Annotated in this window: 14 protein-coding genes; 12 read left to right on the plus strand and 2 right to left on the minus strand. The window is 72.4% G+C overall.

Translation table 11 applies throughout. The features are described 5' to 3' along the window. Positions 1 to 35 precede the first annotated feature (35 nt). From DCS98_RS07955 to DCS98_RS07995, 9 genes are all read left to right on the plus strand, one after another. Entirely contained in the window at positions 36 to 935 is a 900-nt protein-coding gene (locus DCS98_RS07955; protein ID WP_164704458.1) for a branched-chain amino acid ABC transporter permease, read from the plus strand. After that, positions 928 to 1824 carry a branched-chain amino acid ABC transporter permease gene (locus tag DCS98_RS07960; protein WP_116450850.1) on the plus strand — a complete coding sequence of 299 codons (897 nt, stop codon included), beginning with the start codon at positions 928 to 930 and terminating at the stop codon, positions 1822 to 1824. The genes DCS98_RS07955 and DCS98_RS07960 overlap by 8 nt, the downstream gene beginning before the upstream one ends. Further along, complete coding sequence (locus tag DCS98_RS07965; protein WP_116450851.1) at positions 1811 to 2599, plus strand: ABC transporter ATP-binding protein; 789 nt, start codon at positions 1811 to 1813, stop codon at positions 2597 to 2599. The genes DCS98_RS07960 and DCS98_RS07965 overlap by 14 nt, the downstream gene beginning before the upstream one ends. Continuing rightward, positions 2596 to 3357: an ABC transporter ATP-binding protein gene (locus tag DCS98_RS07970; RefSeq protein ID WP_116450852.1), complete on the plus strand. Its 762-nt coding sequence runs from the start codon at positions 2596 to 2598 to the stop codon at positions 3355 to 3357. The genes DCS98_RS07965 and DCS98_RS07970 overlap by 4 nt, the downstream gene beginning before the upstream one ends. After that, entirely contained in the window at positions 3357 to 4097 is a 741-nt protein-coding gene (locus DCS98_RS07975) for an aspartate/glutamate racemase family protein (RefSeq protein ID WP_116450853.1), read from the plus strand. The genes DCS98_RS07970 and DCS98_RS07975 overlap by 1 nt, the downstream gene beginning before the upstream one ends. A gap of 68 nt (positions 4098 to 4165) precedes the next feature. Continuing rightward, positions 4166 to 4552 carry a RidA family protein gene (locus tag DCS98_RS07980; protein ID WP_116450854.1) on the plus strand — a complete coding sequence of 129 codons (387 nt, stop codon included), beginning with the start codon at positions 4166 to 4168 and terminating at the stop codon, positions 4550 to 4552. Between the two features lie 27 nt (positions 4553 to 4579). Beyond that, entirely contained in the window at positions 4580 to 5842 is a 1263-nt protein-coding gene (locus DCS98_RS07985; RefSeq protein WP_116450855.1) for a D-amino acid dehydrogenase, read from the plus strand. Continuing rightward, positions 5839 to 6597: an SDR family oxidoreductase gene (locus DCS98_RS07990; protein WP_116450856.1), complete on the plus strand. Its 759-nt coding sequence runs from the start codon at positions 5839 to 5841 to the stop codon at positions 6595 to 6597. The genes DCS98_RS07985 and DCS98_RS07990 overlap by 4 nt, the downstream gene beginning before the upstream one ends. Beyond that, positions 6597 to 7631, plus strand: a complete 1035-nt coding sequence (locus tag DCS98_RS07995; RefSeq protein WP_116450857.1) for a phosphotransferase family protein — start codon at positions 6597 to 6599, stop codon at positions 7629 to 7631. The genes DCS98_RS07990 and DCS98_RS07995 overlap by 1 nt, the downstream gene beginning before the upstream one ends. Positions 7632 to 7815: 184 nt before the next feature. Here DCS98_RS07995 and DCS98_RS08000 read toward each other — a convergent pair whose 3' ends face one another. After that, positions 7816 to 8037, minus strand: coding sequence for a DUF3073 domain-containing protein (locus DCS98_RS08000; RefSeq protein ID WP_116450858.1), 222 nt, complete (start codon positions 8035 to 8037; stop codon positions 7816 to 7818). 162 nt (positions 8038 to 8199) lie between these two features. Further along, on the minus strand, positions 8200 to 9264 hold the full coding sequence (locus DCS98_RS08005) for a Glu/Leu/Phe/Val family dehydrogenase (RefSeq protein WP_116450859.1): 1065 nt from the start codon (positions 9262 to 9264) through the stop codon (positions 8200 to 8202). A 145-nt stretch (positions 9265 to 9409) separates the two neighbouring features. On the opposite strand from DCS98_RS08005, the gene DCS98_RS08010 reads away from it, so the two are divergent. From DCS98_RS08010 to DCS98_RS08020, 3 genes are all read left to right on the plus strand, one after another. Beyond that, entirely contained in the window at positions 9410 to 10393 is a 984-nt protein-coding gene (locus tag DCS98_RS08010; protein ID WP_116450860.1) for a sugar ABC transporter substrate-binding protein, read from the plus strand. Between the two features lie 152 nt (positions 10394 to 10545). Continuing rightward, positions 10546 to 11463 (plus strand): ABC transporter permease, encoded by a 918-nt coding sequence (locus DCS98_RS08015; protein ID WP_241037356.1) that lies wholly within the window; start codon positions 10546 to 10548, stop codon positions 11461 to 11463. Further along, entirely contained in the window at positions 11460 to 12254 is a 795-nt protein-coding gene (locus tag DCS98_RS08020) for an ATP-binding cassette domain-containing protein (protein ID WP_116450861.1), read from the plus strand. The genes DCS98_RS08015 and DCS98_RS08020 overlap by 4 nt, the downstream gene beginning before the upstream one ends. Positions 12255 to 12387: the final 133 nt, after the last annotated feature.

The raw sequence follows: 12387 nt of genomic DNA on the forward strand, positions 1-12387 counted from the left end.
TCGCCCGACCCACTGCCTGCCCGGGAGGCGGACGCGTGCTCACCCAGATCATCATCGACACGCTCGTGCGCACGTCGCAGCTGAGCCTCATCGCCGTCGGTCTCTCCATGACGTGGGGGATCGTCAGGTTCGCCAACGTCGCCCACGTCCAGTTCGCGCCGGTCGGGGCCTACCTGGCCCTCGTGGCCGCCTCCGGGATCGGGCTCGGCGTCGTCCTCGGGTCGGTCGTCGGCATCCTCGCGGCCGGCGTCCTCGGGGTGCTGCTGCACCTGTTCTTCTTCCGCCGGCTGTCGTCGTTCAGCAGCGCCACGGCGCTGATCGGCTCGCTCGCGCTGTCCATCGTCATCACCGCGACGATCCAGGCGATCGCCGGTCCGCGGCCCGAGCGCCTCCCCCTCGCGCCCGCTCCCGGCCTGCGGCTCGGCGATGCCGTGGTGACCCGGGCGCAGATCTGGGTCGTCGCGCTGACGGTGGCGATCTTCGCCGTCCTCTTCTTCGTCCTGGCGTTCACCAACGCCGGCCGCGCGGTGCGCTGCGCGGCGACCAATCCCGACCTGGCCTCGGCCAGCGGCATGGACGTCCGCCGGGTCTCGACGTCGGTGGTGTTCCTCGCCGCCGCCATGGCGGCGACGGGCGGGGTCTTCATCGCCGCGGACACGTCCATCTCCCTGGAGATGGGCAGCGCGCTGCTGCTGGCCGTCTTCGCCGCCGTGATCATGGGCGGCATCGGCAGCGTGGGCGGGTCGCTGCTCGCCGCGGCGGTGCTCGCCCTCGCCGAGAGCACGGTCCTGCGCGTCGACTTCGGCGCGATCTTCGGCGGCGACCCCCTGCTCGTGCCGGTGAGCTACCGGCCGGCGGTCGGCTTCGTCGCCGTCATCCTCGTGATGCTCCTGCGTCCCCAGGGGCTCTTCGGCCTGGGAGGCCGACGTGCTTGATTTCCTCCTCTACGTCGCCACCGTCGCGGCGATCTACGCGCTCTTCGCGCTCAGCCTCAACCTGCAGGCCGGCGTCACGGGCCTGCTCAACTTCGGGCACGTCGCCTTCTTCGGCATCGGGGCCTACGCGTCGGGCATCGTCGCCCTGCACGGCGGGAGCTGGCTGCTCGGCATCGTGGTCGGCATCGTCGCCGCCAGCCTGCTCGGCGCCGCGATCGGCCGCCTCGGCCGGACGCTGGCCGCCGACTACTGGGCGATCGTCACCCTGGCCGTGGCCGAGTGCCTCCGGCTGGTCGTGGTCAACGAGAGCGCGCTGACCGGCGGGCCCCAGGGGATCAGCGGCATCGCCGGCCCCTTCACCGGGCTCACCGGCATCGGCTCGGCCATCGTCTGGCTGGTCCTCTGCATCGCCCTCGCCGGCGTGGCGTACCTGATCGCCGAGTCGCTCACCCGCATGCAGTTCGGCCGGGTGCTGCGGCTGATCCGCGAGGAGCCGGTGCTGGCCGCCTCGCTCGGGCACAACATCACCGCCGAGAAGATGCGGGTCCTCGCGGTCGCCGCGCCGATCGCCGCCGTCGGCGGGTCGGTCTACACGCTCTACATCTCCTACATCGGCCCCAACCAGCTGCTGCCGATCGAGACCTTCCTGGTCTTCACCATGCTGATCATCGGTGGCATGGGCAACAACCGCGGGGCGGTGTTCGGGGCCCTGGCCATCCAGCTGATCTACGCCGGGAGCCGGTTCCTCAAGGACGTCCTCCCCATCCCCGAGCAGAGCGCGAGCAGCGTCCGGCTCCTGGTCGTCGGCCTCGTGCTCACGGCCTTCCTCATGACCCGCCCCGAGGGGCTGTTCGCCGAGAAGCTGCGGAGGATCGATGTTCACCAGTAGCGGCGTGGGCAAGTCGTTCGGCGCCGTCCGCGTCCTGCAGGACGTCGACCTCGAGATCGCCCCCGGCGAGATCGTCGGCCTGGTCGGGCCGAACGGCTCGGGCAAGACCACCCTGCTCAACTGCCTGTCCGGGTTCCTCAACCCCGACACCGGCACGATCGAGTACGGCGGGACCCGCCTCGACCGGCTGGCCGACTGGCAGGTCAGCCGGATGGGCATCCGCCGCACCTTCCAGACGGCGGCGCAGCCGATGAAGATGAGCGTCCTCGAAGCCATGCTGTGCGGGGCCACCCTGCCGATCGGCAGCGCTCCCGTCCGGGGTCTGCTCCGGCGCCGGGCGCGGGCGGCCGAGCAGAAGGTCGCGGTCGGCAAGGCCCTGGAGCTGCTGGACTTCCTCAACCTCGGCCACATGGTCGAGCAGCCGGCGGGACGGCTCTCGGGCGGGCAGAAGAAGCTGCTCAGCCTCGGCGTCGCGCTGATGACCGATCCGGAGGTGCTCCTCCTCGACGAGCCGACGGCGGGGGTCAACCCGACGCTGCGCGTCACGATCGCCGACCGGCTCAAGGACATCAACCAGCGGGGCGCGACGCTGCTCGTCATCGAGCACGACATGGGCTTCATCGGCCGGCTCTGCCAGCGCGTCCACGTCCTGGACAAGGGCAGCGTCATCGCCTCCTGCCGCCCGGACGAGCTGAAGGACAACCCCCGCGTGGTCGAGGCCTACCTCGGCGCTCCCCGTCCCACCCACGTCACCACCGGAGCGACCAGCTCATGAAACTGCAGGCCCGAGACCTCACCGCCGGCTACGTGCCCGGCGTGAACATCCTCGACGGGATCTCCTTCGACCTCGCCGACCAGGAGATCATGACCGTCATCGGCCCGAACGGGTCGGGGAAGTCCACCTTCCTCAAGTGCCTGATGGGCTTCGTCCCGGCCCGCACCGGGACCGTCACGATCTCGGGCGCGGACTGCACCAAGGTGCCGGCACACCGGCGGGTGCGCCGGCACCGGATGGCGTTCGTCCCCCAGTTGGACAACGTGTTCGGGCCGATGAGCATCCGCGAGAACGTGCGCGCGGGTGGCCAGCACATGCCGCGACGGGAACGGGAACGGCGGGCCGACGAGCTGCTCGGCCGGTACCCGGCGCTGGGGGACCGGCAGCACGCGCGTGCCGACTCGCTGTCCGGCGGCGAGCGCCAGTTGCTCGCCGTGTGCCGTGCGCTCATGCCCCGGCCCGACGTCCTGCTGCTCGACGAGCCGTCCGCCGGGCTGTCGCCCGCGAAGGTCACCGAGCTGTTCGACACGATCGTCGGGATCCGCGCCGACGAGGACGTCACCGTGCTCTGCGTGGAGCAGAACGCCGTCCAGTCCCTCGCGGTCAGCGACCGGGGGCTGGTGCTGGTCCAGGGGCAGGTCGCCCTCGAGGGGGCGGCGCGCGAGCTGATGCTCGACCCCCAGGTCAGCGAGCTCTACCTCGGCGGGCTGCCCGCGTCGACGCCCGAGGTCACGTCCGTCGTCGAGGGGGTCCTGTGATGGCCGTCTACCGCACCACCACCGCCCGCCCGGTCGCCTACGGCTACACGATCGGCATGCTCTGCGCCGAGTGGAACGTCCCGTTCGTGCCCGGTGACCTGAACAACGCCACGACGTTCGGCTTCCCGGTGCGCTACCTGGTCGTCGACGGGGCGGCCGGCTCCGACGTGCTGACCGGTGACGCGGCCGCCTACGGCGAGCTGTTCGTCGCGGCGGCCAAGCAGCTGGAGGCCGAAGGCGTCCGCGCGATCACCGGGAACTGCGGCTACATGGCGGCCTACCAGGACGTCGTCGCGGCCGCGGTGGACGTGCCGGTGTTCATGTCCAGCCTGCTGCAGGCGCCGATGCTGCTGCGGATGCTCGCACCCGCGCAGCGGCTCGGCGTGCTGGTGGCCAACGGCAACGGCATCAGCGAGAGCGTGCTCGCCGGCGCCGGTATCACCGACCCCGCCCGGCTGGTGGTCCAGGGCCTCGACCACCAGCCCCACTTCAACGAGGTGATCATCCAGGAGGTCGGCACCCTCGACGACGAGCTGATGCGGCGCGAGGTGGTCGAGACCGCCGTGGCGGTCGCCTCGGCCAGCCCCGACCTCGGCGCGATCCTCCTCGAGTGCAGCGACCTCCCGCCGTACGCCCGCGCGGTCCACGAGGCGACCGGCCTGCCGGTCTTCGACTGGGCCGGCTTCATCCGCTACGTGCACGACGCCACCGACCCCCGCGCCTACCGCGGCGCCTACTGACCGACCCGGTCCCGGGTCGTCCGGGACCGGCGAGACCGCACCACCCCTTCCACGAACGGAGCTCCGCCATGTCCGCAGACCTGAAGATCTACAACCCCAGCACGCTCGGCCCCGCCATCGCGCCCTACTCCCAGGCCGTGGTGGCCAACGGCTTCGCCTACCTCGCCGGCCAGGTCGGGCTGGACAAGGACAACAACGTGGTGGCGCCCGGCGACATGCGCGAGCAGACGCGGGTGACGATCGAGCGGATCCGGACGATCCTCGCCGAGTTCGACGCCGAGCTGACCGACATCGTCTCGGCCACGGTGTTCATCACCTCGCTCGACGACTTCGCCGCCTTCAACGAGGCATGGGGCGAGGCGTTCGGCGACCACCGCCCCGCCCGGGCGACCGTCGTGGCCGGGCTGCTGCTGCCCGGCCTGGTCGTCGAGATCCAGGCCGTCGCCGCGCTCTGACCCGCCCCACCACCTAGGGAGTCCCCTGTGAAGACCATCGTCCTCGGCGGCGGCGTCATCGGCGTCACCACCGCCTACTACCTGGCCCAGGAGGGGCACGAGGTCGTCGTCGTGGAGGCCCGCGACAGCCTCGGCACCGACGCCACCGGGGGGAACGCCGGGCTCATCGCGCCCGGGCACTCGTTCGCCTGGGCGTCGCCGGCCGCCCCGAAGATGCTCCTGGCCTCGCTGCGCGGGGAGAAGACGGCCATCCGGGTCAAGCCGCGCCTGGACGCCAAGCTCGTGACCTGGGGGCTGCAGTTCCTCCGCGAGTGCACCCCGGCGCGGGCCGAGGCCAACACCCTGGTCAAGCTCGAGCTCTGCCTGTACAGCCAGCGGCTGCTCGACGAGCTCGCCGCGGCCGAGTCGATCGACTACCACCACGTGCAGAAGGGGTTGGCCTACCTCTACCGCACCCAGGCGGAGCTCGACGCCGGGGTGAAGAAGATGGACCTGCTGCGGCGCAACGGCGTGCCGATGGACGTCCTCGACGCCGAGCAGGTGGCCAAGCTGGATCCCGCCTTCGCGTCGGCGGGCAACACCTTCGCCGGGGCCATCCACGTCACCTCCGACGCCAGCGGCAACTCCGAGCTGTTCACCAACGAGCTGGCGGCCCGCTGCCAGGCGATGGGCGTGGAGTTCCGGCTGGGCGTGACGGCCCAGCGGTTCGTCGTCGCCGGCGACCGGGTCACCGGGGTGCAGACCGACGCCGGTCTGCTCACCGCCGACGACTACGTCCTGGCGATGGGCATCCAGAGCCCGTTCCTGGCCCGCTCGGCGGGCCAGCGGCTGCCGATGTACCCGGCGAAGGGGTACTCGCTGACCGCCGACATCGTCGACTCCGACGCGGCGCCGACGGTGGGCGGCGTGGACGAGGCGACGCTGGTGGCGTGGTCCCGCTTCGGCGACCAGCTGCGGATCTCCTCGACCGCGGAGTTCGCCGGTTTCAACCGGGACTGGAAGTACTCGGACTTCTCCAACATCCTCAAGACCGGCAAGGAGATCTTCCCGGGCGCCGTGGACTGGGAGCGGGCCCGGATGCGGTCGTGCATGCGGCCCATGACCCCCGACGGCCCGCCGATCATCGGCCGGGGCAAGCAGGCCAACCTGTACTACAACACCGGTCACGGGCACATGGGCTGGACCATGGCGTGCGGCTCGAGCCGGATCATGGCCGACATCGTGGCCGGCCGGACCCCCGCGCTGGACCTGCAGCCGTTCCAGGTGCGCTCGCACCGGGTGGCCGCGTGACGGCACCCCGGTTCGCCGGGGAGGTCGCCGTCGTCACGGGGGCCAGCCGCGGGATCGGGTTCGCCGTCGCGGAGCAGCTCGTCCGGGAGGGTGCGCGGGTCTGCGTGACCGCACGCAAGCCCGAGGCGCTGGAGGCGGCCGTGGCCGCGCTCGGGGGACCCGAGCGCGCCATGGCCGTCGCCGGCCCTGCCGACGACCTCGGGCACCAGGCCGAGGTCGTCGAGCGCACGGTCGCGGCGTTCGGCTCGCTGGACCTGCTGGTGAACAACACCGGCATCAACCCCGTCTACGGGCCGATGGTCGAGCTGCCGCTGGACGCCGCCCGGAAGATCGTCGAGGTCAACTGCCTGGCCGCGCTCTCCTGGGTGCAGCACGCGCACCGCGCGTGGATGGGGCTGCACGGCGGATCCGTGGTGAACGTGTCGTCCGTGGCCGGGCTCAAGCCCGCCCCGGGCATCGGCTTCTACGGAGCCAGCAAGGCGATGCTGGCCCACCTCACCCAGGAGCTGGCGGTCGAGCTGGGGCCGCGGATCCGCGTCAACGCGGTCGCGCCGGCCGTGGTGAAGACGAGGTTCGCCACCGCCCTCTACGACGGCCGGGAGGAGGAGGTCAGCGCCGCCTACCCGCTGCGCCGGCTGGGGGTCCCGGAGGACGTGGCCGCCGCGATCGCCTACCTGCTGTCGGCCGACGCCGCCTGGGTGACCGGGCAGGTGCTCACCGTCGACGGAGGGCTGACCCTCACCGGAGGCGTGTGATGGCCGACCACGCCGCCCTCGTGCGGCTCGACGTCGTCGGCCCGGCCCTGGCGGCGGCGACGGGGGACGGACGCTGGACCGACGTCGAGGCCGAGCTGATCGCGGGCGGGAAGTCGAACCTGACGTTCGCGGTGCGTTCGCCGGCCGGCGAGCTGGTCCTCCGGCGCCCCCCGTCGGGGGACCTGCTCCCCAGTGCCCACGACATGGGCCGGGAGACCCGCGTGCAGCGCGCACTCGCGGCCACGGCGGTGCCCGTCCCGAGCATCGTCCTGCACGACGAGGGCGACCTGCTGGGTGTGCCGTTCTACGTGATGACCAAGGTGCCCGGGCACGTCGTCCGCGACGAGCTGCCGGCCGGGTACGCCGACACCCCGGAGCAGAAGCGGGCGATCGCCGACGCGCTCGTCGACGTGCTCGTGGAACTCCACGCGGTGGACCCGGCGGCGGTCGGGCTGGCCGGCTACGGACGACCCGACGGCTTCCTCGAGCGGCAGCTGCGCCGCTGGACCGCGCAGTGGGAGAGCACGGCGACGCAGCCCGTCGCGGCCGTGGACGCGCTGGCGGCCCGGCTGTCCCGCCGGCTGCCCGCGTCGGCCCCGCGCCCGGCGATCGTCCACGGCGACTACCGGCTGGACAACTGCCTGCTCGACCCGCACGACCCCGCGCGCATCGCCGCGGTGCTCGACTGGGAGCTGTCGACGGTCGGGGACCCGCTCACCGACGTGGGGATGCTGCTCTTCTACTGGGTCGAGCCGGGGGAGCCGGCCCCGGTGCTCACCCCCGCCGTGACCCGTGCCCCGGGCTTCCCGGCCCGGTCGCACCTGGCCGAGCGGTACGCCGCACGGGCGGGCCTGGACCTGGGTGAGCTGGTGTTCTACGAGGCGTTCGCCCACTTCAAGTTCGCGGCCATCGCCCAGGGCATCGCCGCGCGCGTCGCGGCCGGTGCCATGGCCGGCCAGGACTTCGGGGACCTGGACGGCGAGGTGCGCCGCATCGCCGAGGCGGGCCTCGCCCGGCTCGAGCAGGAGAGCTGAGGAGATGGACTTCGCACCGACACCCGCGTCGCACGTCTGCGACCGTCGTCCGATCGCCTGCGAGGAGCTCCACCGGACGAGGCCGTACGTCGGCTGACGCCCTCCGCTCCACCGCAGACCACGGCACCGTGCCCCTCGGGGCGCGGTGCCGTGGTGCGTGGAGGAGTGGGTGAGCCCGGCCGCCTCAGCGGCTGGCGGCCCAGTCGTCGTCCGCGTCGTCGTCCGCCCACTTGTCGGCGTACTCGTCGTCTTCGTCATCGTCGTCCGTCGCCCGCGCAGGCGCGGTGTAGGACGGCGTCGAACCGGCGAGCTCCTTCTGCAGTGCAGAAAGGTCGGTGTTCGGTGAGCTGTACTTGAGCTCACGGGCGACGCGTGTCTGCTTCGCCTTCGCTCGGCCGCGCCCCATCGGCTCGACCCCCTCGCTACGGAGTACGGGAGTCCAGCCCCCGGGCTGGAACGGCCCGCGTGGCGACCCCGACTGAGTGACTATGTCCTGCGCAACCTTACGACACGGATCGGCGACGGGCACACGTCCCTCCCCCGGAGGAGCGGCGCCGTGTCCCAGCTCTCAGCGGGGCAGGCGGATCGTGGCCAGGCGGCCCACCGACCGCATGCGCTCCTCGGCCAGCCGGTCGGCCGCGACGGAGGGGGAGACGCCCTCCTCGTCGGCGGCGGCGAACACCCGCAGCGCCACGTCGAAGATCCCGTCCGCCTTCGCCTTCGCCCGGGCGAAGGAGAACCCGTGCCGCTCGTCCTCGACCTGGATGACCCCGCCGGCGTTCACCAGGTAGTCGGGGGCGTAGAGGATGCCGCGGCCGCGCAGCTGCTCGGCGACGGCCGGGGTGGCCAGCTGATTGTTCGCCCCGCCGCAGACGATCCGCGACGGCAGCACCGCGACGGTCTCCTCGTCCAGGGCGCCGCCCAGGGCGTTGGGCGAGTAGACGTCGTGCTCGGTGCGGATCAGCGTCGCGGTGTCGGGCACCGACGTCACCTGCGGGTGCCGCGCCCGGACGCGCTCGACGGCGGCCGGGTCGACGTCGGTGACCACGACGTCGGCGCCGTCCTCGACCAGGTGGCCGATCAGGTGCGAACCGACCTTGCCGGCCCCCGCCACCGCCACGGTGCGCCCGGAGAGCGACCGCGTGCCCCAGCAGTGCTGGGCGGCGGCCTGCATGCCGAGGAAGACGCCGTAGGCGGTGAGGACCGACGAGTCGCCGCACCCGCCGAGGGCCTCGGACCGGCCGTGGGCGAAGCGCGTCTCCCGGGCGACGACGTCGAGGTCGGCGTTGTAGGTCCCGACGTCGCAGGCGGTCAGGTACCGCCCGCCGAGCGCCTCGACGAACCGGCCGTAGGCACGCAGCAGGGCCTCGGTCTTGTCGGTGCGCGGGTCGCCGATGATCACGGCCTTGCCGCCGCCGAGGTCGAGCCCGGCGAGGCTGTTCTTGTACGACATCGCGGCCGACAGGCGCAGCGCGTCCGCGATCGCCGCCTCCTCGCTGGCGTACGGGTAGAACCGCGTGCCGCCCAGCGCCGGGCCGAGCGCCGTCGAGTGGATGGCGATGACCGCCTTCAGCCCGGACCCGGCGTCGCTGCAGAGGACGACCTGTTCGTGACCGGCGCTCAGTATCTCCACGCCCAGGAGGGTAGATCGCCGGTGACGTGTCGCCCGTCCGGAGGTCCGTGCGCGGGTCCGTCGGCGTGCGCGCTCCGTTGCGGGGCATGATTCCCCCGGAAACTGCGGGGGCGAGGGCGTCTCCGCGCAGCTCAGGAGGACTCCCATGGCCCGACGCCACCGTCTGCTCGCGATCGCGGTGGCCGCACCGCTCCTCCTCGCGTCGTGCACCACCGGCGGGGACGACTCCGACGGCGCGAGCTCGGGCAGCGGCGGGGGCGGTGGGGACGGCGACCTGAGCTTCGCCGTCATCACCCATGGCTCGGCCGGTGACGCGTTCTGGGACGTCGTGCAGAACGGCGCCGAGGCCGCCGGTGACGACCTCGGCGTCTCCGTCGACTACCAGAGCGACGGCGACCCGCAGCGCCAGGCGCAGCTGATCGACGCGGCGGTCAACCAGGGTGTCGACGGGATCGTGGTCTCGATGGCCAACCCCGACGCGCTGCGGGACTCGGTGGAGGCGGCCGTCGACGCGGGCATTCCCGTGGTGACGATCAACTCCGGCGGTGACAGGTCGGCGGAGTTCGGCGCGATCGGCCACGTGGGCCAGGACGAGACGATCGCCGGCCAGGGCGCCGGGCGGGAGCTGGCCGAGGCCGGCGCGACCAACGTGCTGTGCGTCGTCCACGAGGCGGGCAACATCGGGCTCGAGCAGCGCTGCTCGGGTGCCTCGGACGGCCTCGGCAGCCAGGTCACCCCACTGCAGGTGGACATCAACGACCTCCAGGGCGCCCAGTCGACCATCGCCTCGTCGCTGCAGAGCGACCCGTCGATCGACGCGGTGCTGACGCTGAACTCCGCGGTCGCGGCGGTGGCGGTCGCGGCGGCCGGCGACGCCGGTTCCGACGCCCAGGTGGCCACCTTCGACCTGAACCAGGACGTCATCAGCGGCATCCAGGACGGCGACATCGCCTTCGCCGTCGACCAGCAGCAGTACGAGCAGGGCTACCTGCCGATCGTGATGCTGAAGCTGTACGCGCAGAACCTCAACACCGTCGGCGGCGGTCAGCCGGTGCTCACCGGCCCCGGGATCGTCGACGAGAGCAACGTCGACGAGATCGCCGACCTGGCCTCGGCCGGCACCCGCTGAGCACGCAGGAGGAGACGGCCGGGCCGCCGCGGGCGCCGGCCGAGCGCCGGGCCGACGAGCGGCTGGCCGCCACCGGACCGCTGCGGCGGCTGCTGGTCAAGCCCGAGCTCGGCGCCCTGATCGGCGCCGTCGTCGTCTTCACCTTCTTCGCCGTGCAGTCCGAGGTGTTCCGGTCCACGCGCGGCATCGCCAACTGGCTGGACCCGGCCTCGACGCTCGGGATCATGGCGGTCGCCGTCGCGCTGCTGATGATCGGCGGGCACTTCGACCTGTCGGCGGGCGTCATGACCGGCACGACGGCGCTCACCGTGGGCATCGTCGCCGTCGAGTTCGAGCAGAACATCTGGGTGGCGATCGCCGTCGCGCTGGTGGTCGCCCTGGCGATCGGTCTCGCCAACGGCTGGCTGGTCACGCGCACCGGGCTGCCGAGCTTCATCATCACGCTCGGCACCTTCCTGATGCTGCAGGGCCTCAACCTCGGGCTCACCAAGTTCTTCACCGGCACGGTCACGGCCAGCGGCATCGCCGACGTCCCCGGCTACGCGGCCGCCGAGTGGGTGTTCGCCTCGCGGATCGAGATCGCCGGCACCGAGTTCCGGGTCGCGATCCTCTGGTGGGTGCTGTTCACCGCGCTGGCGACCTGGGTGCTGCTGCGCACCCGCTTCGGCAACTGGGTGTTCGCGACCGGCGGCGACGAGGTGGCGGCGCGCAACGTCGGCGTCCCGGCCCGACGCACGACCATCACGTTGTTCATGACGACGGCGGCCGCCGCCTGGTTCGTCGGCGTCACCCTCGCCGTCCGGCTGACCTCGGTTCAGGCCAACACCGGCATCGGGCAGGAGCTGATCTACATCGTGGCGGCCGTCATCGGCGGGTGCCTGCTCACCGGCGGGTTCGGGTCGGCCGTCGGCGCCTCCCTGGGCGCGCTGATCTTCGGCATGACCCAGCTGGGCATCCCGTACCTGCGCTGGGACGCCGACTGGTTCTACTTCTTCCTCGGCGCGATGCTGCTGCTCGCCGTGCTGGCCAACCGGCTGGTCCGCCGCTACGCCGAGGCGGCCCGCCGATGAGCGCCCCGCAGAGCGCGCCGCTGCTCGAGCTGCGCGACGTCGGCAAGGACTACGGCTCGGTCATCGCCCTCGACGGGATCAGCACGACCGTGCGGGCGGGCGAGGTCACCTGCGTCCTCGGCGACAACGGCGCCGGGAAGTCGACGTTGATCAAGATCCTCGCCGGGGTGCACCGCCCCGACCGCGGTGCGGTGCTGCTGGACGGCGAGCCGGTCTCCTTCGGCGCCCCGCGGGAGGCGCTCGACGCCGGCATCGCCACCGTCTACCAGGACCTCGCGATGATCCCGCTGATGGCGATCTGGCGGAACTTCTTCCTCGGCGCCGAGCCCACGAAGGGCCGGGGGCCGTTCCGGCGCTTCGACGCGGCGGCCGCCAAGGAGACGACCCGCCGGGCGCTGGGCGACATGGGCATCGACATCCGCGACCCCGACCAGCCGGTGGGGACCCTCTCGGGCGGGGAGCGCCAGTCGGTGGCGATCGCCCGCGCCGTCCACTTCGGCGCGCGGGTGCTGATCCTGGACGAGCCGACGTCGGCCCTCGGCGTGAAGCAGGCCGGTGTCGTGCTGCGCTACGTCGCCCAGGCCCGCGACCGCGGCGTGGGCGTCGTCCTCATCACCCACAACCCGCACCACGCCTACCCGGTGGGGGACAGGTTCCTGCTGCTCAACCGGGGGCGCAGCCTGGGGTCCTTCGCCAAGGGCGAGGTGGACCGCGAGGAGCTCACCCGGCTGATGGCCGGAGGCGCCGAGCTCGACCAGCTGGCGCACGAGCTGGAGCGGCCGCCCGGCTGACCGGGATTGTCGACATACCGACAGTGCCGAGACGGTGACTTACCGTTCTTGTTGCGGCGCGTCAACTGTTCCGCGTGTTGCCTTTGTGACTCCTGGTGAGGCTGCGACTCTCGCTGGGCGTCGAGCTGCTGTC

The sequence above is a fragment of the Blastococcus litoris genome, assembly GCF_003075095.1.
Taxonomy (GTDB): Bacteria; Actinomycetota; Actinomycetes; order Mycobacteriales; family Geodermatophilaceae; genus Blastococcus_B; species Blastococcus_B litoris.